This window comes from Mesorhizobium sp. M1004, from assembly GCF_040318795.1.
Lineage (GTDB): Bacteria > Pseudomonadota > Alphaproteobacteria > Rhizobiales > Rhizobiaceae > Mesorhizobium.
Map to the genome: position 1 here is coordinate 450,790 of NZ_JAMYNB010000001.1, position 19,182 is coordinate 469,971.

The window sequence follows — 19,182 nt, forward strand, 5'->3', positions numbered from 1 at the left end:
TGAGCGACCATGCCGCAACAAGCTTGTGGCAGGCTTGCGAAGGAGAGGGGAGGCGGAATGCTGTCAGCTCGTCTGCTACGCGCCAATAGCGGCCGTCCACACGGGTGGTCTTCAATGACCCCGACGGTGAAGGCCTGCTTACCGAAGCCTGTTCGACGAGGCGGCTATCCCACTTGTAATCCCGGCCCAATCCTTTACCGCACCCGTTGTGCGGTTTATCACCGCCAGAGTGGCGGATTCAGTGAGATCCCAAAGTGAAAAGAAGACGCCTCTTGTTTGTCGGCGGGAGCGGGGATCCTGGCGGTCTTCATATCCATACCGCCGACGTGGCCCACACCGCCGCTTCGCTTGGGTTTCCCGTCAAGATCATTTCCGTCAACACCGACTATTTTTCCGACCTTCTTCCCCCTGAGACAATCGATGTAGAGCTTGTCGAGGGCCTTTCTTATCAAAGGCTCATCGTCAAACCGAGACGGTTCCCGGTCTCAAGATACATCCTTTGGGGGTCTGTGCTGGTCAGGCATCCCGGCCATGATATCATTTTCTGCCGTGGTGCTTTCGCGGAAACGCCTGTCGTCGAGTTGCTCATGGCCAAGGCCGCGGGCCGGCGAATTTACACCATCGAACACAGGCCGCGCGAGGCCGCGTGGCGATCCATGTTTTCAAAGCGCAGATATGGCGCGGTCATGAATGCCTGCGTCCAACGCGCCATCGGCGTGTCGAGCGAATTGTCAGAGATCGCGACGAAAGAGTTTGACATGGCTCCCCATAAGGTCCGTGTCTGTGCCAATTGGGTAGACCCCAACTTCGCACCTCCGACTGCCAATGAAAGGCGCCAAGCGCGCGAACGGCTTGGACTGTTAAACGATGTGCGGACGATCGGCTATGTCGGCCGGTTCGGGCCGGAAAAAAATATCGACGTGCTGATTGATGCTTTCTCGGCTCTTCGCGCGAGTCGGCCCGCCGCCAACGTCGCTCTGATCATCGCCGGGGATGGCTGGTTTCGCTCCGAAGTGGAAAACAAAGTGCGCTCGTCCGGAGCTGCTGACCGGATCAAATTGCTCGGCTGGCAAAACGATCCGCGTGCGATCTACCATGCGCTTGACCTCTTCGTCCTGGCCAGCTCAGTCGAGGGTTTTTCCCTCAGCCTGCTCGAGGCGATGGCCACAGGCCTACCCTGTGTCGCCCATCCCATGGCGAGCGCGCTGGAGCTGATCAAAGACGGCAGTAACGGCTTTGTGTCCGACATATCGACGGCGAGCTTGTTGGGCGAAAAGCTGAAGGAATTTCTGGACGCCGAAGCAGCGACGGTGAGCCGTCTTGGTCAGGCTGCCGCGCAGACCGTGGCGACCAGCTTCTCACGCAGCGCACGCTTGCCCGCAGTCCTTAGGGCACTTGACATCCCGCTCGATGGCTCAGGCCTGCCGCAGCCATTTCCGCGCGTTCTCACCTATCGGAACGCACAAGCCCGATCGCCCGCCGCAGGCTCGAAATCCAGTGCTTGAGCCAGAGGGTTTTCCGGCCTGTCCGCCAGGCGGCCCTGGCACAATTTTTGTCAAAATAGTCGAGCCGGTCTTCCATCAGAGCGTTAAGCGCTGGAGAAAGTCGGTATTGTTTTCGAATGCGCAGCATGAGCGCGAGATGGTGCTTCCACTCCGTGTATTCGTCGTGATGTCGTGATTCTGAATGCGTCTGGTAGCGTTCGCCTTCTGCCGTATCGCGCCCAGTGACGTCATAGGTCGCCAATTGCCGGTCGATATAGACGAAGGGTCCGCGCGTGTTGAGCCGCAGCCAAAGGTCGATGTCCTCGGTGCGGGCGAGGCTTTCATCGAACCCTCCCGCCGCCAGTATCGCGTCGCGCCGAACCATCGTCGAGGAGGTGTGAATCCAAAGGTATCCGGCGATGGTCGTGGTCAGCACGACATCAGAGCGGGCCAGCAGAGAACGGTCCGCCTTGAGTTCCCGGCATGGCAGAAGAGATGCGGTCCGATCATAGGTTTCCCACCACGGCATCATGGTACCGAAGATCATGTCGCAGGCGGTCATGGACGTGTCGGCAAGCTCGTCGACCATGCGATAGTCGCTGCCAATCAGGATCGCGTCGGGCCGGGTGTTGGCCGCCGCAATGAATTGCGCCAGCTTGTCGTCGTCCCACCGATCATCGCTGTCCAGAAACGCGATATACCGTCCGCGCGCCTCGCGAATCGCGGCGTTGCGCGCGCCGGCCGGTCCGCTCGTGCCGGGGTTTCGCAGAATGCGCAGACGTGGCTCGGCCAGAGAGAGCGCAGTGATAGCGGCCAAGGTGTCGTCCGTGCTTCCGTCGTCGACAATGAGCAGCTCCCAGTCCCCGAACGTCTGAGCCGTAACCGAGGCGACCGCCTTCAGCAGATAAGGCAGGCGATTGTAGGTTGGAATGATGACCGTGCAGGCTCGCTCTGACATAAGGGCTCTTGCGTTGAAAGCCGGTGCCACGACGCGCTGTTGCGCCTTGCAGGCCCTGGACAGCAGGTTCACCGGCAGGCTTGTCACTCCTCGCGCCGCTTTGCAAGCCGCAGCGCCTGCCTACGGACCGCAGCGCTTTCTCCGCCTGCTGCGAAACCACGTTGCAACGGCGTCGGAAACGGGGGACCGCTCCCAGCGCCATCTTTACGAGACAATCGCCTTTCATGGTGGCGCTTCACAGGGTGGCTGGACGGCAGGGACAAGCGTCGCCTTTACTCGGCAAAGAGCCCGTAAACCTCAGTTCCGCAACCGGGCAAATTCGAAGTGACGCAATCAATCAAAACCCTGATCGTGTCGGAGTATTTTCCCCACCTGCCGGACCAGATGGTCCATGGCGTCTTCCAGAGGCTCCGGCGTCACGCCGATGCGCTGGGTAGTGTCGGTTCCGTCGATTTCGTTTTCATGTGGCCGTTGCACTGGTCCGAAAACGAAGACCGGCAACGTCAATCCGTCGAGGATTTTCGGCGGTCATGGTCTGTTGCCGGGCGGATCATACTGATTTCACCGCCCGCTCTGCCGTCTTGGTTCCGGCGCTGGCCGCGCGATCTTGGCATCCGCGACGTGATCGCCGCGACGCGCGGCGCAGTCAGTTTCACGGAGGGCCGGGTCACGATGCGGTCCAGCCGTATGGCGGAAGTTTCCCGGCTTGAGCGGGCGATCCGCGAATTGAAGCCCGACCTCATCCTGGCGCATCGATTGGCGTCGACAGCGGCTCTGATCCGCACGGTGATGGATTTGCCTCCGGTGCTGGTCGACTTCGATGACCTCGAACATGTCGCCCTTGGCAGGTCTCGCCAGATGGAGCGCTCTCCCGCGAAACGCCTTAAACTGAGCCTGGTGTCCGCGGTCGCGCGCCGGACAGAAAGACTCGTCGCGGGGTTTGCGACGGTGGGCCTCGTGTGTTCCGAGCATGATCGCAAAATCGTCGAAGAGCTTTCGCCGGGCGCCCGCATCGAAGTCGCACCCAATGCTGCCGTGATGACCGGCCGTTCCCCGATGCCTTCCGAGCCAACGGCTCTTTTTGTCGGCTACACCCGATATCCACCGAATGCCGAGGCTATCCTCTGGCTTGTTGGAAAGGTTTTTCCGCTGGTCCGGGCACGGCTGCCGCGAGCGCGGCTCCTCATCGCCGGTGATGGCGGCCGCGAACTTGGAATAGATGACGCCGGCGCAGGGGTAGAGACGCTAGGATTCGTCACGGATCTTTCATCTGCTTATGCGAGGGCAAGGGTTGTTGTCTGTCCGGTCAAGCGTGGCGGCGGCACACGGATCAAGATCATTGAGGCTGCGCTGTACGGCCGACCGGTCGTTTCAACTTCCATCGGAGCGGAAGGGCTCGGTTTCATCGATGGCAAGGAAGTGGTCCTTGCCAATGAGGAAGGGGCCTTTGCCGAAGCGATGGTCGAGTTGATGAGCAGCGATGAAAGGTCGGCCAGCATCGGCGCTGCAGCGGAGGAACGGGCACGCCAACTTTACGGCGCGGAACAGGTGCGATCCAATCTGGCAGCGTTGGCAAGGTCGATGGTCGATCCGGACACTGCGCAGACATCGAAATCCGAACTGGACGTCGATGCAACAGTGAACACGCCGATAGCGTACCTATAAGCCATCGTGTTTCACGCAGTTGGTCGCGATCCACCATTGCATACCGGAGCCCCTCACAAGCCTCGAAAACTCCGAGGTTTTTTCACCAAAGCGTGAACGCTACATTCTTGTTTTTGTCGCATTCCTTGTTTTCAAAGCGTTTCGACTGTGGGGGCCAAATATAGTGTTTTGCCGGGATTACTTCCGTTCCGAGGGCTGGTGAATGCGCTTCGGGATAGCGATCAGCAACCTGTCGACTTTCGGCGGGCTGCAAAGGGATTGCCTCTCTATCGCCAGGAATATCGTGGCGGCGGGGCATGAGGTTACGATCCTGACCACGGAAATACGCGGGTCGATCGCAGACCCCGGCTGTTCGATCCAGATTGTAGAAGCCAACAATCGCACCAATCCCGGAAGGGATATCGCGCTTGGCGCCGCGCTGAAGGCGCATCGCCAGGGGTTTGACCGGATCATCGGTTTCAACAAGCTTCCGATGCTCGACATCTATTATTCCGGCGATCGCTCTTACGCGAAGATCAAGACAGGCGCGTGGCGCCCTTTTTCACCACGCCACCGAACCCAGATGCGGCTGGAGCAGCCTTGCTTTTCGCCAAGTTCGCGCACCAGCCTCATCATGCTGACCGAGCGCCAGCAAAATGAGTATCAGAGCGTCTGGAAAACGCCGGAGAGTCGGTTTCGACGCATTTCGCCCAATCTCGATCCGGCGAGGCGCATGCCGCATCTACGCACCGACGGAACGCGCGAACGCATCCGGGCTGAATTGGGCATTGCGCCAAACAGCAAGGTATGGCTGTCGATCGGCTCCTCGGCTTGGGTAAAGGGCTTCGACAGGGTGGCGGCCGCGCTGGAGGCATTTCCCGACTCGGTCTGGGTGGTGGTGGGCGTCGTGCCTGTCAGCGGCATGGGCAGCCGCCTGATCCAGAAGGTGACAATACACGCCCGGGGCCGAACAAAGATCATTGGAATCCGAGACGACATACCGGCTGTTATGGCTGCGGCGGATCTTCTCATTCATCCTGCCCGAATCGAAACCACGGGAACGGTCATCGTCGAAGCCCTTGCCAATGCACTTCCGGTGATCACCACCGATACGTGCGGGTTTGCTCCCTTGGTCGAAAAGGCCGATGCCGGCGTCGTCATCGCCGGCGCGTACTCTTTTCGGGCGCTCGTCGAAGCCATCGCCATGGCACGAGCACCGGGCCAGCAAGCAGCATGGTCGTCACATGCCAAAGCTTTCGGCGGCGATCCTTCCTTATCCCATGGGCACGAGGAAGCGGCGCGCCTGTTTGTCGGAGAGCTTTGGTAGACACGGCCACATGCGCCGAGCCGAGGCAGTTGCTTTCAGCGGCTGGGCATTGGAACAGAAGCCTGACTATTTCGGGGTGCATGGCCGGCAAGATGAAAATCCCACGCTTCTCATCACCGTTTGACGCCCGGAAGCGTGACGCCGGGAAATTGCCGAAGCGCGTCTGGCTTACGCTCGACGATGGTCCGGAGCCCGGTCATACCGAGCAGATTTTGAAGGTGCTCGACCTTCATCGGATCAAGGCTACGTTCTTCGTGATTGGAGAAAAGGTGGCCGCTCATCCGGCCATCGTCCAGCGCGTCTTCGATGCGGGACACCGGATCGGAAATCATACGTTTTCGCATCGCCGTCTGACCGAGCTTAAACCAGCGGAAGTTCGCCATGAGATCGAGAGCACCGGTAGTCTGATTTCCGCATTCACGCCGGGAGGGAAGATTTTTCGTCCGCCTTTCGGGGCTTTGAGCCGGGTCGTTTCAGAGATTGCGGATGAACTCGGGCATCGCACCGTTCTGTGGGATGTGGATCCAAACGATTGGGATCCTCACCGCCAGCCGAAGGGGTGGATCAGGAGCGCGCTTCGCGAAGTTCGAGCGAAGCGGGATTGCGTTATCCTCACCCACGATAGCCTGCCCACAACCGCCGAGAATTTCGACCTGTTCATCACGTTCCTGAAGAAAGCCGGCCCGATTACATTCGAAGATCCGGCGACTCTTTGTGCGACCGACCTGGCCCTTCAGGCGTTCTCGTCGACCGATTGAGCCATAGCTTGAGCCGATACCGCCAGAACCGCCATTGCGTCCTTGCGGTCTTCGGCAAAGGCCTGGCGATCATGAGAAATCGTTCGGCTGTGCGGAAACTGCCGTGGAGGTAATGGACGCGGGCAATCTTGATGGCCAGAAGAGCTTCCCGCCTGCGCAATGTATCCTCGTCGATCCGAACAGTGCCAAGCTCGCGCAATGCCTTGCGCCAAATGAAAAACTGCGTAGCGGGCTGGACCAAAAGCCGATTGTCGGCCCGCTCTGTCGATATCTGGTAGGTCAGCACCGGGTCGGGCATCTTGTCGACGCCGGCCTGGGTCAACAGCCTTGCCCAGAACAGTGTGTCCTCCTCGTAGGCGACGCCTTCGGGAAAGCGGACTGTGCCGATCGCCAGGCTTCTGATCAGGGCAGCGCCGACATTGATCGTCTCACATTTGTCGATGAGATAATTGCCTGCGTTTTCGAGCTTTGATAGACCATATCCGGCTGGCGCGTCGATGAGCCGGTCAACGCCATCTGTGCGCCTGATATAGGAGCCGACCACTATTCCGGTGCTCCCATGCTCGGTCCCCTTGCGCAGCAAGTTGCGCAGCCCATCCTTCATATGGATGTCGTCGGCGTCGATGAAGTAGAGCCATGGCGAGACGGCCATCTTTATGCCGACATTGCGGGCGGCGCCCGCCTGAAATCGGGCCACCCGTTTGACCAACACCGGAAGCCCGCTTTGCCGGCCGGTCTGCTCGGCGATTTCAGCGGTGCCGTCCGTCGATCCGTCGTCGACGATCAGGATTTCCTCGATGAGGTCGGCTTCCGAAGCCAGCGACCGGATCGTCGAAGCGATCGAACGCCCTGCATTGTGTGCAGGGATGATCACTGAAATGTCCTTCATCCGTATGCCCCCCACCCGACATCAGCAGTTGCGATTTGCAGGTTCGGGTCAAGCCGCAGTTTGGCGCGGGCGCCTTCTTGCGGCAACTTTCCGGTGAACAGGAGCGCGCCGGTTCGCTTTGCTCGCCGGCGGGCGACTGTTTTTCGGGCGTTCGGCTTTGCCTAACGGCAAATTGAGATTTGTTCTGCGAGGAGCGCCGTTATAAACCCATTGCTGTTGGAGGGGATACTCTTGAAGGGCGTTGCGCTTTTAACCGTACCGAGAAGCGGCTCCGAATGGCTTGGAAGCCTGGCGAACGCCACAGGTTCCATGGGGTGTTTCGGGGAATGGCTGGATCCAGACCATCTCAAATTCGTGGCCCGCTCCTATGACGAGTTGGAAAGCGCCGTCCTCAAGGCCGGATCGTCAGAAAACGGGCGTTTCGCCATCAAGCTGTTCCCTGGCCATCTGCGTGAGACGCGAGAAAAGTTTGAGAAAGACTTTCTGTTTGAAACGCTGAAGAAGCACGAAATCGGGTTGATTTTCCTTGAACGGCGAGACCGGCTCCGGCAGGCCATTTCGTACTATCGCGCCAGTGTTTCCAGGCAATGGACCAACAGAGCAAGGGGAACGGGAGCGAAAGCCGCCTACGATTTCGCGGAGATCTCCCGAGCCTGCATTTCTCTTGAAGATGGGTACTCGTTCTGGTCGAAATATCTCGACATGCTTGGGCTGCCCCACAAGCATGTCGTCTATGAGGAGATGTTTGAGGATCCGACACCTTTTTTGGAAGCGGTCGCTGAGCATATGGCTGTTGGAGCTCCAGCCGAGAGACCGGCTTCTTCGATTCAGATCCAGCGCGATGGCCTGACAGAAGAATGGGCAGAGCGTTTTCGATCGGATGCCGCAGCCAACGGGATTATTGATCTGCTGCTTGAGGAGAGACCAGCTGTAAGGACGTTGTCCAATCTTCGGCGGTTCTTCAAAAAGCGGCCACTAACCAAAGCCTATTCGTAGGATATCGAGCTGCGCAGCTGCAGAGGTCATCTCGCTCGAAGCTGAAACGCGTTTAAGATCGCGGCAAACCGCGGAACGTGCAATGCGCGCAAGCCAGCCTGTCGACAGGCTGCCGGAAAAGCTTGCATTTACTGGAACGCAGCTACTCGCCGCCTCGCCTCTGCGCGATCAGATCGAGCCGGTCGCGGTCGGAGCGTTCGCGTTCGTCCTGTCGGCGCACGTCCTTGTAGGCGCGCTCGACCATGTTGGTGCGCGCCGTCGCAGTGGCGATGAGCGTGACCTCCTGCCTGCCGCTTTCCAGGCTCGCTTCCTGCCGGACTAGCGCATTGGCGATGCGGCGATGGTAGAGGTCAGGGAACAGCACCGCCATCGACTGGTCGGCGTCGAAATGCTGGACAAGTTCCCTGGCCTCGGTTTCGGCGGTTGCCGCTGCCGCCAGGAAGGCCGCATGGCGCGTCTCGTGCAGGGCCTTCAACTGCTCCTGCACCTTGACCAGTTTCTTCAGCCGTTCCTTGCGCGTGCTCATCTCACCTCGCCAGCGTCAGATCGACAAAGCCGTCGACGAACAGCGACAGCATGGTGCCGATGGCGAAGTAGAAGATGATCATGCCGCCGGCGATGACGAAAGGCAGTGAGATGAAGTAGACCGGAATCTGCGGCGTCAGCTTGTTGACGAAGCCGATCGTCAAATTGACCAGGATGGCATAGGCGATGAACGGGCTGCCGAGCCGGATGACCAGGAAGAAGGCGTCCGACACCGTGTCGGTGAGATCGACCAGGGCGGCCTGCGGATTGAAGAAGACGTTGACCGGCGCCACCGTGTAGGAGGCGACCAGAGCGCGGATGATCTCGTGGTCGAAATCGAAGACGAAGAGCAGCAGCAACGCTGAAAACGAGATGATGGCGGCGAGAGCCGCCTGCGGTTCTGGCTCCTCGATGGCGGGGCCGCCGGTGCCGCCATAGCCGATCAGCATGGCGATGGCCGAACCCATGAAGCGCAGAGCCTCCATGTAGAGCCTCGTCATCGCGCCGATCAGCCCGCCGACCAAAAGTTCGGAGATGATCATCGGCGCCAGCACCTGCGGACGCGCATCGACGAAGGGAAAGATCTTGTCCCACAGGAAGGCGAGCAGGCCACCGGTGGCGGCGATCGACACGAACAGCCGGACCTGGACCGGCACGCGGGCGCTGGACAGGCCCGGCATCAGCATGAAGCAGGCGCCGATGCGACAGAAGGCGAGGAAGGCGGCGATGACGACGCCTTGCGACAGTATGTTCACGAGATCGTCCCGAGCACCTTGATCTCGACGCCCTTGGCGATTTCGACATGGGAGAGAACGGGAAGCGTCGTGAACAGGCGCTCGATGATCATGCGCACATAGGGGCGAGCATCGGGCGCGGTGACGAGGACAAAACGCTCGCCGGCCTCGAGATGCTTGCGGATCGCCTTGGTCGCGTCCTGGCCGAATTCCTCCAACTGGCGCGGGTCGATGTCGAATTCGCGCACCTCGCCCTTGGCGTCGCGCTTGAGGCTCTGGTGGAAGGCGAGGTCCCAGCGGTTGCCGAGGCGCAGCACCTTGAGCATGCCGCCCTCGGAGAGATCGCCGCAGATCTGCTGGGCCATGCGGATGCGGACATGCTCGACGATCTGCTCGGTGCGGCGCACATGCGGCGCGATCTCGGCGATAGCCTCGATGATCAAATGCAGGTTGCGGATCGATACGCGTTCGGCCAGCAGCAATTTCAGCACCGCCTGCAGGCCGGGATAGGAGATGTGCGAGGTGCAGATCTCGTCGGCGAGCTTGCGGTATTCCGGATCCTGGCGCTCGAGCAGCGCCTTCATGTCCTTGTAGGACAGAAGCTGCGGCAGGTTGTTGCGGATCACCTCGGACAAATGGGTGAGCAGCACCGACATGTTGTCGGCAAAGGTATAGTTCTCGCGCTTCAGATCCTCGGCGAAGGTTTCGAGCACCGAGAAGGCGCGCATGCCGAAGGCCGGCTCGCGGATTTCCTCGCCGGGAACGTCGGGCAAATCCCGGTTGCCGAGCAGCACCATGATCTCGCCGACGCGCATCTGGTATTCGGCGACGACGGTGCCGTGGACCTTGATCTGATAGCTTTTCGGCGGGATGCCGAAATCGTCGGCGACGCGCACTTCCGGCACGACGAAGCCATATTGCGTGGCAAATTTCTTGCGCATCTTGGCCATGCGGAACACCAGTTCCTGATGCGACACCAGCAGCCGCGTCGACAGCTGTTTGCCGATCAGAAGCTCGATCTCGGCGGTGGTCAGCGAAGCCTTGACCGAGTTCTTCTCTTCCTCGACCTTGTTCGCCTTCTCCAGATCCTTGATCGCTTCGGCGGCGGCAGCCTCTCGGTTGGCGCGCATCGGGATGACGTAGCCAAGGCCGGCCATGCCGGCGGCCAGCGTGAAGAACGGGAAGAACGGCAGGCCGGGCATCAGGCCGAGCAGGACGAGCAGCGAGGCCGCGACATAGAGCGCGCGCGGATGCGCGCCGAGCTGGCCGAACACCGCCTGGTTGGTCGAGCCGCGCGTGCCGCCCTTGGACACAAGCAGGCCGGCGGCGAGCGAAACGATCAGCGCCGGGATCTGGGTGACCAGGCCGTCGCCGACCGACAGTTTGATGAAGACATCGGCGGCTTCGCCCATGCCCATGCCGTGCCTGATGTAGCCGATGGCGATGCCGCCGACGATGTTGATTGCGGTGATGATGAGGCCGGCAATGGCATCGCCGCGCACGAATTTCGAGGCACCGTCCATCGAGCCGAAGAAGGAGGATTCCTCTTCCAACTCGCGGCGGCGCAATTGCGCTGTCTTGTCGTCGATCATGCCGGCGGACAGGTCGGCGTCGATCGACATCTGCTTGCCGGGGATGGCGTCGAGGGTGAAGCGGGCGCCGACTTCGGCAATACGGGTGGCGCCCTTGGTGATGACGATGAAGTTGACCACAATCAGGATCATGAAGACGATCAGGCCGATGACGAAATCGCTGGCCATCACAAGTTTGGAGAAGCCGGCGATGACATAGCCGGCGGCGTGCGTGCCCTCATTGCCGTGCGACAGGATCATGCGCGTGGTGGCGATGTTGAGCGATAGCCGTAGCATGGTGGCGATCAGCAGCACGGTCGGGAAGGACGAGAAATCGAGCGGCCGCTGGATCCACAGCGCCACCATCAGGATCAGCACCGACAGTGCGATCGAGAAGGCGAGGCCGATGTCGATGAGGAAGGCCGGGATCGGCAGGAATAGCACGGCCAGGATGATGACGATGCCGATGGCGAAGAAGACATCGCGGCCGTTCTTGGCCACTGTTCCTGTCGCTAAGCTTTCGCTGACCGCCATGTCGTCCCCAATCACAAGCCTGCCGAGCACGCGACAGCCCTTCGAGCCTAACCGGTCAAGCTTGCGCGAGGGTGGGAGGACTGGTTAGTTGCCGGGACGACAGAGGCCTTGAGGAGAGAGATCATGCTGGTGATCATCGGCACCATTCGCTTGCCGGCGGAACGGCTCGACGAGGCAAGGCCGGCCATGCGGCGCATGATACTGGGCAGCTGGGCGGAGCCCGGCTGCATCGAATACTCCTACGCGCAGGACGTGCTCGACGCCGGGCTCATCCATGTAATCGAGGTGTGGAGCGACAGGGCCGCGCTCGACGCGCATTTCCGCTCGCCTCACATCGCCGATTGGCGGGCGAGCTGGGCATCGCTCGGCATAGGCGAGCGCAACCTCATGCTCTACGAGGCCGGCGAGCCGAAGCCGATCTGAGGACCGGGCAGAGTCAAGAAGGCGTAGGCCCAAGAAAGTCTAGCAGGCGTTGACCTGTCTGCAGGACCATCCGCCGCCATCGGTATCGTGGCAGTCTTCATAGCTGCCGTAGCAGGTGTTCGTCGAATTGCGATACCAAGGGTAGCCGCCAGGACAGCAAACATCTTGTTGTGCAGTCTGGATAAATTCCTTTGCCGGCCGGCTTTGGTTTTCCGGATTGCCTCCCGCCAAAAAAAGAGACATCGGGTGTGACACAACAGACCTAACCGGCATATCCATGCTTGAATTGCTCACCGCAGACGAGCTCAAAAAAATCATGCCAACAGCTAATGAAAAAAATCCCCGCGCACTCATCTTCTCCTCCTTGAGGGAAATAGAGACGGCCAAAAATAACACAGCTGCGTCGATTGCGTAAGCGATCGCTCATATACCTCGACACGCTCGCGGGGAATTGAAGCGGGCGGCAAGCCTGACTGCGCCTCAGCGCCAGAATGGCGCCGCAAGCAGCCGGCATTATGTCGGCGTGCTGATCGTCGCCGAACTGCACAGCGATCCGTTCGATGGTGAGACGCCGGTGCTGGCGCCGGCTAAATTCCGGCATGCGGTGCTGGTGCCGACCATGAACGTCCAGTCCACCGCCGAAACCATCCAGCGCGCCGTCGCGGAGGAACTGGCGGTGGTCGAGAATTTCGACAACCGGGCCGTTGTCGGGCTTTTGACCGAGGGCCATCTGATACGGCGCTACGCCGAGGAACTCGACAAGGCGCGGCGGACCTGTCGGGCGAAGACTAGGCCTCGGCCGGCATCTTAAATGTCCCTACTCGGCGCTTGCCACGTGTACAGTGTCACTGTACAAATTGTTCAGTGGGAGAAAAAGACGGGATGAGCACCGACCAGGCTCCGGTCAAGAATGGCGTCGCCTCGACGGCGACGCATGCCCATCAGATGCTGGGCCAGCGGCTGAAGAGCCTGCGTCTCGGCCGGCGGCTTTCCCTGCGCGAACTCGCCGAGCTGACCGGGACCAGCGCCAGCTTCATCAGCCAGCTCGAGCGCGGCCTGACCGGCGCCAGCACCGCCTCGCTCAACCAGATGGCCTCGGCGCTTGGGGTGAGCGTGGCGATGCTGTTCGAGGATAGTGCCGCCGGGCAGCGCGGGGTCTTGCTGCGCAGCGAGCGGCCGAGCCTGCCGCCCAGCGACGGCTGCCGCAAGATGCTGCTCTCGCGTCCCCCTTTAAGCGACATGGAAGTCTATGTCGGCGAGTTCGAAATCGGCGGCTCGACCGGCCCAGCGCTCTACACCCATGGCGACGCGCACGAGATGCTCGTCGTGCTGCGCGGCATCGTCGAGGTTTCGCTCGGCGATGTCAGGCATGTGCTGGAAGAGGGCGACAGCATCGAATACGCGACATCGACAGCACATCGCTCAGAGAACATCGGCAGTGGCCGAGCCGAGGTGATGTGGATCATTGCGCCACCGACTTCGGTGCGCGCCGAACTCGATCAATACAGGGCCTGGAAACCGCTCGCAGCCAGGTAGGTTCAATCCATGCGGGTCAAATGGGAGAACAATAATCATGCTGAAAACAAGACATCTTGGCCTTGGCGCCGTGCTGGCGCTCGGCGTTCTGGCAACCGCAGCGTTCGCGCAGGAAAAGCCTGTCGCGGGTGAGGTCAAGGAAGGCTCGCTCAAGGGCAAGACGCTGACGCTCGTCTCCTATGGCGGCATCTACCAGGACGGCCAGGCCGCCGCGCTCAAGGAGTTCGTCGAAAAGTCCGGCGCCACGCTGCTCAATGACGGGCCGACAGAGATCGCCAAGCTGCAGGCGCAGGTCGAATCCGGCAACGTCACCTGGGACGTCGTCGACACCGCCGACCTGCCGCCTTACGTCTATTGCGGCAAGCTGTTCCAGAAGCTTGATTTCAGCAAGCTTGACGTCTCCAAGGTGCCCGAGGGCCAGGTCGGCGAATGCTCGGTGCCGGCCATGAACTACGGCGTCGTGCTGATGTACAACAAGGAGAAGTATGGGGATAACCCGCCCAAGAACTGGGCCGATTTCTTCGACACGGCAAAATTCCCCGGCACGCGCGCGCTCGACGGTTCGGGCGACCCGACGGGCGGCCTGCTGGAGCAGGCGTTGAAGGCGTCTGGCGGCGACCCGAAGGCGATGACGGCGGCCGACATCGACAAGGCCATCGATGTCATCCGCAAGCTCGGTCCCGACACGATCTATTGGAAGACCGGCGCTGAGTCGCAGCAGCTTGCCGAATCTGGCGAAGCCGACATGCTGATGATGTGGACCGGACGTGCCATGACGGCGGTGAAGAACGGCGCCAAATATGCGCCGGCCTGGCAGGACTGGCTGGTGGTGATGGACCAGATGACCATTCCGGTCGGCGTCAAGGATACGGATGCGGCTTATGCGCTGCTCAATGCCTATCTCGGCAAGGGGGCGCAGGAGATCCTGGCGCAGCAGACCTCCTATACGCCGATCAACAATGACGCGCAGCCCAAGGTCGATGCGTCGGTCGCCGCCTTCCTGACCAACACGCCCGAGCGCCAGAAGCAGGGTTACAAGCAGAACATCAAGTTCTGGGTCGAGAACTTCCCGGTGGCGCAGGAGAAGTGGTCGGCGCTGATGGCAGGCAACTGAACAGCCAAGTGAGAGCCAGGCCGTGAGCGCGTCCGAACCCATCGCCCAACCCGCCGCCCATGCGCGGCCGGGTCGGGCATGGCGGCCGTTCGCGCTCACGGCGCCGGCGCTCATCCTGCTCGTCGCGGTGATCGGGTATCCGCTGCTCACCATCGTGCTGCGCAGCCTGTCGGAACCTGAGTGGGGGCTGCAGAACTATGCCTGGTTCTTCGGCGCGCCGGTCAACCTGACAGTGCTGCAGCGGACTTTCGTCATTTCGGCCTGGGTGACGCTGGTCTGCGTCATCGCGGCCTATCCCTATGCCTATCTGATGACCGCGGTCGGGCCGCGCGTCCGGCTGGTGCTTGTGCTTTGCGTGCTGATCCCGTTCTGGGTGAGTGGTGTGGTGCGAACGTTGTCATGGGTGATCCTGCTGCAGGATTCGGGCGTCATCAATTCGTTGCTGCGCTCGGTCGGGTTCGGCGGCGTCAAGCTGATCCGCACCCAGACCGGCGTGGTCATCGGCATGGCGCAGGTGCTGTTGCCGTTCATGATCCTGCCGCTCTATTCCGTGATGCAAGGCATCGACCTCAGGCTGATGCGTGCGGCGCAAAGCCTCGGTGCGCGGCCGTCGCGCGCGTTCTTCACCGTCTATCTGCCGCTGTCGCTGCCCGGCGTCTATGCCGGCGCGATCATCGTCTTCATCCTGTCGCTCGGCTTCTACATCACGCCTGCTTTGCTCGGCGGCCCGCGCTCGACCATGCTGTCGACGCTGGTGCAGACGCAGGTGCTCAGCCTGCTGCAATGGGGCAGGGGCGGCGCCATGGGCGTCGTTCTGCTGGTCACCACCTTCGTGCTGCTGGCGCTGGCAGCACCTGTGATGCGGTCCAGTCATCGGGAAGCGGGGCGGCGCTGATGGAGATGAAGCCGCTCACCCGCGTTCTTCTCGGGCTCGTCTGCCTGCTGGTGGCGATATGGCTGGTGGCGCCGACGCTGGTCGTGGTGCCGATGTCGTTCAACGAAAACAAATCGCTGGCGTTTCCGCCGCAAGGCTTTTCCTGGCAGTGGTACCAGAATTTCGCCACCAATCCGGACTGGTCGAACAGCTTCCTGAACTCGCTGAAAGTCGCCTCCATCGTTGCCGTCCTGGCAACGGTGCTCGGCACGCTTGCCGCCTTCGGCCTCGACCGCATGAAGGCGCGGCCGGCGAACCTTTTGCGTATGCTGATGCTGACGCCGATGGTGGTGCCGGGCGTGGTGCTGGCGATCGGCATCTATGCCGTCTATCTCGACACGCAGCTCGTCGGCACGCTGCTCGGCTTCGTGCTGGCCCACACCATCCTTGCGCTGCCCTTCGTGCTGATCGCGGTCTCGGCCAGTCTCGAAGTGTTCGACCGCCGGCTGGAGACAGCCGCCGCGAGCCTGGGCGCCGGCGCACTGACCACGTTTCGCACGGTGACGCTGCCGCTGATCGCGCCGGGCGTGCTCTCAGGCCTGCTGTTCGCTTTCGCCACCTCGTTCGACGAGATTGTCGTGTCGCTGTTCATCACGAACCCCTATCTCAAGACATTGCCGGTGCAGATTTTTGCCTCGATCACGCGCGACGCCGATCCGACGGTGGCGGCTGTCGGCACGATCCTGCTTTTCGCGACCACGATCCTGATCGGCGGCGGCATGCTCCTTCTTGGCCGCGAGCGGAAAGGACGCCAATGAATCCGAAGCCGACAAGCAAGGGCGCGGCGATCGATCTCGAAGCGATCAGCAAGGCCTATGGCGGCTTCAAGGCGCTGGACGGCGTGTCGCTGCGCATCGAGCCCGGCGAGTTCATGACGCTGCTCGGCCCCAGCGGCTCGGGCAAGACGACGACGCTCAACGTGATTGCCGGTTTCACCGATGTCACCAGCGGCAAGCTTCTGGTCGGGGAAAAAAGCGTCGTCGGCGTGCCGGCGCACAAGCGCAACATCGGCGTCGTCTTCCAGCATTACGCGCTGTTCCCGCATATGAGCGTCGGCCGCAACGTCGCCTATCCGCTGACGCTTCGCGGCGTCGACCAGGCGACGAGGCAGACACGCGTGGCAAGGGCGCTCGACATGGTCAAGATGGGCGATTTCGCGCATCGCTATCCCAGCGAATTGTCGGGCGGCCAGCAGCAGCGCGTGGCGTTGGCACGCGCCATCGTCTTCGACCCGCCGCTGCTCCTGATGGACGAGCCGCTCGGCGCGCTCGACAAGAAGCTGCGCGAATGGCTTCAGCTCGAGATCAAGCGCATCCATCGCGAACTCGGCACCACCTTCGTCTATGTCACGCACGATCAGGAAGAGGCGCTGGTGCTGTCGGACCGCATCGCCGTGTTCAACCGCGGGCGCATCGAGCAGGTCGGCACCGGCCGCCAGCTCTATGACGAGCCGGCAACGCTGTTCGTCGGCCGCTTCATCGGCGATTCCACCGTGCTGCGCGGCAAGGCGCGCAGCGATGGCAACAGCACCGCGCTGAGCATCGCCGGCGAGACGGTGACGGTACCGCGTAAGCTGTCGGGAGAAGCCAGTCCGGTGATGCTGCTGCGTCCCGAAAAGCTCGCGATCCGAAGAGCCGGCCAAAGTGCTGCCAATGGCGCCAACCGCCTGTCGGGGACGATCGCGGAAGCCATCTATCTCGGCTCGGAATCGAAATACGAAGTTAAGCTCGCCGACGGCTCGGCCGCGATCGTGCGCTCACCACTGACCGGCGAGAGTTTTGGCCTCGGCGACAAGGTCGAGCTCTGCTTCGACGGCAGCGATGCCAAGCTGCTCGCGGACGACGCAAGCGCCGACACCACACTCACCTGATTCCATCTGGCCTGATCCCATCTGGCCTGATCCCATCTGAAAGTCATTCCATGCAAGCCAAGCGCAACGGCGACATATCGTTCTGGTATGCGGATCTGGGGGCGGTTCCCGTTCCGCGCCCGTCCTTGCCTGGAAACATCGAGGCCGATGTCGCCATTGTCGGCGCCGGCTATACCGGCCTGTGGACCGCCTACTATCTGAAAAAGGCGAAGCCATCGCTGCGCGTCGTGATCGTCGAGCGCGAATTTGCCGGCTTCGGCGCTTCGGGGCGCAATGGCGGCTGGCTGTCGGGCGGCTTCAGCTGGTCGCGCGAAAAATATCTCAAGACATCGAGCCGCCAAGGCGTGATGGCGATGCAGGCGGCGATGGCAGGCTGCGTTGATGAAGTGATCCGGGTCGTGACCGAGGAAGGCATCGACGCCGACATTCGCCGCGTCGACAATCTGACGGTGGCCACCAACGCAGCGCAGTTGGAGCGCGTGCGCGAAGAATGCGAGACGATCCGTTCCTGGGATGTCGACCCGAACCGCGTCGAGATGCTGGACGCCGCCTCAACGCGCACGCGCATCAACATCCGTAACGTAATGGGCGGCTTCGTCGTCCATGGCCAGGCGCGGGTGCAGCCGGCCAAGCTGGTGCGCGGGCTTGCCGATGCCGTCGAGCGGCTGGGCGTGCCGATCTATGAGAAGACGACGGTGACAAGCATCGCCAAGGGCAGCGTGACGACAGACCGCGGTACGGTGCAGGCGGAGACGATCATCCGCGCGACCGAGGGTTTTACATCAGGCATCCCCGGCGAGGAGCGGACCTGGCTGGCGCTCAACAGCGCGCAGATCGTGACTGAGCCGCTGCCTGCCGACCTGTGGCGCGACATCGGTTGGGAAGGGCACGAACTGCTCGGCAATGCGGCGCATGCCTATTGCTATGCCCAGCGCACGCGTGAGGGACGCATCACGATGGGCGGACGCGGCGTGCCTTATCGCTACGGCTCGCGCACCGACGTCAACGGCCAGACGCAGCAGGCCACGATCGACCAGCTGCACACGATCCTGACGACGCTCTTGCCGCAGACCAAGGGATGCCGCATCGATCACGCCTGGTGCGGCGTGCTCGGCGTGCCGCGCGACTGGTGCACCACGGTCGGCCTCGATCCCGCGACCCGCATCGGCTGGGCCGGCGGCTATGTCGGCCTCGGCGTGTCCAGCTCCAACCTTTCGGGGCGCACGCTGGCTGACCTTGTTCTCGGGGCAAACACCGAGCTGACGAAGCTGCCCTGGGTCAACCGCAAGGTCAGGCCATGGGAACCGGAGCCCTTCCGCTGGCTGGGCGTGCATTCGATGTACCAGCTTTATCGCATTGCCGATGGCCGCGAGGCGGCAGGGCTTGCGCGCACCTCGAAGCTGGCCGCGTTGGCCGACAGCATCACCGGCCACTAAAGCCATTTGTTCTCACGCAATTCCGGGGCAGACCCCTTTCCTGGAATTGCTCTTATCCATGGAGCTAGACTTGATCGATCTTTCGACCTTCCACGATCTCGCCAAGGCCGAGATCGGCGCGTTCTCTCCTAAGCCAAGCTCGATTGAAGGCGATCAGGTCGAGGCCGTGCGCTCGTTCTTTCAATCGCCTGACGGGACTGTCGATGTCGGCATCTGGGAATGCACGCCCGGCCGCTTCACCGCCGATCGTTCGGACTCGTCGGAGATCTGCCACATCATTTCGGGGCGCGTGGAACTGAGCCGCATCGATGGCGAGGTGCGGGAACTCGGTCCGGGCGATCTCCTCGTCCTGCCGCAGGGCTGGAAGGGCGAGTGGCTGATACGCGAGACCACGCGCAAGCTCTACATGATCCAGAGCGCCGGCTGACCGGCGCTACGGCTATGGCGAG

21 protein-coding genes are annotated in these 19,182 nt (G+C 61.7%); 14 read left to right on the plus strand and 7 right to left on the minus strand.

Translation table 11 applies throughout. From position 1 onward, the window contains the following. Positions 1-254 precede the first annotated feature (254 nt). The gene (locus NKH54_RS02195; RefSeq protein WP_352594682.1) at positions 255-1,505 is read left to right on the plus strand and encodes a glycosyltransferase family 4 protein; all 1,251 of its coding nucleotides are present in this window, start codon (positions 255-257) and stop codon (positions 1,503-1,505) included. Here NKH54_RS02195 and NKH54_RS02200 read toward each other — a convergent pair. Continuing rightward, positions 1,447-2,529 carry a glycosyltransferase gene (locus tag NKH54_RS02200; RefSeq protein WP_023814603.1) on the minus strand — a complete coding sequence of 361 codons (1,083 nt, stop codon included), beginning with the start codon at positions 2,527-2,529 and terminating at the stop codon, positions 1,447-1,449. The genes NKH54_RS02195 and NKH54_RS02200 overlap by 59 nt on opposite strands. Positions 2,530-2,766: 237 nt before the next feature. On the opposite strand from NKH54_RS02200, the gene NKH54_RS02205 reads away from it, so the two are divergent. Continuing rightward, complete coding sequence (locus NKH54_RS02205; RefSeq protein WP_027049830.1) at positions 2,767-4,107, plus strand: glycosyltransferase; 1,341 nt, start codon at positions 2,767-2,769, stop codon at positions 4,105-4,107. Between the two features lie 82 nt (positions 4,108-4,189). Here the strand turns inward: NKH54_RS02205 and NKH54_RS02210 are convergent, their stop codons facing one another. Next, positions 4,190-4,537, minus strand: coding sequence for a hypothetical protein (locus tag NKH54_RS02210; RefSeq protein WP_198028933.1), 348 nt, complete (start codon positions 4,535-4,537; stop codon positions 4,190-4,192). Positions 4,538-4,579: 42 nt separating this feature from the next. Between NKH54_RS02210 and NKH54_RS02215 the strand changes: the two genes are divergently transcribed. Next, complete coding sequence (locus NKH54_RS02215; RefSeq protein WP_353027652.1) at positions 4,580-5,413, plus strand: glycosyltransferase family 4 protein; 834 nt, start codon at positions 4,580-4,582, stop codon at positions 5,411-5,413. Positions 5,414-5,493: 80 nt separating this feature from the next. Further along, entirely contained in the window at positions 5,494-6,171 is a 678-nt protein-coding gene (locus tag NKH54_RS02220; RefSeq protein ID WP_027049831.1) for a polysaccharide deacetylase family protein, read from the plus strand. Here NKH54_RS02220 and NKH54_RS02225 read toward each other — a convergent pair. Next, positions 6,101-7,060: a glycosyltransferase family 2 protein gene (locus tag NKH54_RS02225; protein WP_050485800.1), complete on the minus strand. Its 960-nt coding sequence runs from the start codon at positions 7,058-7,060 to the stop codon at positions 6,101-6,103. The genes NKH54_RS02220 and NKH54_RS02225 overlap by 71 nt on opposite strands. A 231-nt stretch (positions 7,061-7,291) precedes the next feature. On the opposite strand from NKH54_RS02225, the gene NKH54_RS02230 reads away from it, so the two are divergent. After that, positions 7,292-8,056 carry a Stf0 family sulfotransferase gene (locus NKH54_RS02230; RefSeq protein ID WP_023695733.1) on the plus strand — a complete coding sequence of 255 codons (765 nt, stop codon included), beginning with the start codon at positions 7,292-7,294 and terminating at the stop codon, positions 8,054-8,056. 142 nt (positions 8,057-8,198) lie between these two features. Here the strand turns inward: NKH54_RS02230 and NKH54_RS02235 are convergent, their stop codons facing one another. The 3 genes from NKH54_RS02235 to flhA are packed head-to-tail and all read right to left on the minus strand — an operon-like array spanning position 8,199 to position 11,420. Then, complete coding sequence (locus tag NKH54_RS02235) at positions 8,199-8,582, minus strand: hypothetical protein (protein ID WP_023695734.1); 384 nt, start codon at positions 8,580-8,582, stop codon at positions 8,199-8,201. 1 nt (position 8,583) lies between these two features. Further along, complete coding sequence (gene fliR, locus NKH54_RS02240; protein ID WP_023691740.1) at positions 8,584-9,336, minus strand: flagellar biosynthetic protein FliR; 753 nt, start codon at positions 9,334-9,336, stop codon at positions 8,584-8,586. Next, positions 9,333-11,420, minus strand: coding sequence for a flagellar biosynthesis protein FlhA (flhA, locus tag NKH54_RS02245; protein WP_023671908.1), 2,088 nt, complete (start codon positions 11,418-11,420; stop codon positions 9,333-9,335). The genes fliR and flhA overlap by 4 nt, the downstream gene beginning before the upstream one ends. Positions 11,421-11,543: 123 nt before the next feature. Here flhA and NKH54_RS02250 point away from each other — a divergent pair, with 123 nt between their 5' ends. Next, on the plus strand, positions 11,544-11,843 hold the full coding sequence (locus NKH54_RS02250; protein WP_023691739.1) for a putative quinol monooxygenase: 300 nt from the start codon (positions 11,544-11,546) through the stop codon (positions 11,841-11,843). Positions 11,844-11,882: 39 nt separating this feature from the next. Here the strand turns inward: NKH54_RS02250 and NKH54_RS02255 are convergent, their stop codons facing one another. Beyond that, the gene (locus NKH54_RS02255; protein ID WP_155921527.1) at positions 11,883-12,197 is read right to left on the minus strand and encodes a hypothetical protein; all 315 of its coding nucleotides are present in this window, start codon (positions 12,195-12,197) and stop codon (positions 11,883-11,885) included. A 97-nt stretch (positions 12,198-12,294) separates the two neighbouring features. Between NKH54_RS02255 and NKH54_RS02260 the strand changes: the two genes are divergently transcribed. From NKH54_RS02260 to NKH54_RS02295, 8 genes are all read left to right on the plus strand, one after another. Further along, the gene (locus tag NKH54_RS02260) at positions 12,295-12,654 is read left to right on the plus strand and encodes a hypothetical protein (RefSeq protein WP_023695736.1); all 360 of its coding nucleotides are present in this window, start codon (positions 12,295-12,297) and stop codon (positions 12,652-12,654) included. A 71-nt stretch (positions 12,655-12,725) separates the two neighbouring features. Next, entirely contained in the window at positions 12,726-13,379 is a 654-nt protein-coding gene (locus tag NKH54_RS02265) for a helix-turn-helix domain-containing protein (protein WP_027049833.1), read from the plus strand. A gap of 37 nt (positions 13,380-13,416) precedes the next feature. Continuing rightward, positions 13,417-14,493 (plus strand): extracellular solute-binding protein, encoded by a 1,077-nt coding sequence (locus NKH54_RS02270; RefSeq protein ID WP_023728389.1) that lies wholly within the window; start codon positions 13,417-13,419, stop codon positions 14,491-14,493. Between the two features lie 22 nt (positions 14,494-14,515). Next, the gene (locus tag NKH54_RS02275; protein ID WP_023691735.1) at positions 14,516-15,388 is read left to right on the plus strand and encodes an ABC transporter permease; all 873 of its coding nucleotides are present in this window, start codon (positions 14,516-14,518) and stop codon (positions 15,386-15,388) included. Then, entirely contained in the window at positions 15,388-16,185 is a 798-nt protein-coding gene (locus tag NKH54_RS02280; protein WP_023695739.1) for an ABC transporter permease, read from the plus strand. The genes NKH54_RS02275 and NKH54_RS02280 overlap by 1 nt, the downstream gene beginning before the upstream one ends. Next, a complete protein-coding gene (locus tag NKH54_RS02285) occupies positions 16,182-17,297 on the plus strand; it encodes an ABC transporter ATP-binding protein (RefSeq protein ID WP_023686365.1) in 1,116 nt (371 codons plus the stop codon). The genes NKH54_RS02280 and NKH54_RS02285 overlap by 4 nt, the downstream gene beginning before the upstream one ends. Before the next feature lie 50 nt (positions 17,298-17,347). Next, a complete protein-coding gene (locus NKH54_RS02290; protein ID WP_352498661.1) occupies positions 17,348-18,733 on the plus strand; it encodes an NAD(P)/FAD-dependent oxidoreductase in 1,386 nt (461 codons plus the stop codon). Positions 18,734-18,791: 58 nt separating this feature from the next. After that, complete coding sequence (locus NKH54_RS02295; RefSeq protein WP_081725355.1) at positions 18,792-19,160, plus strand: cupin domain-containing protein; 369 nt, start codon at positions 18,792-18,794, stop codon at positions 19,158-19,160. Positions 19,161-19,182 lie beyond the last annotated feature (22 nt).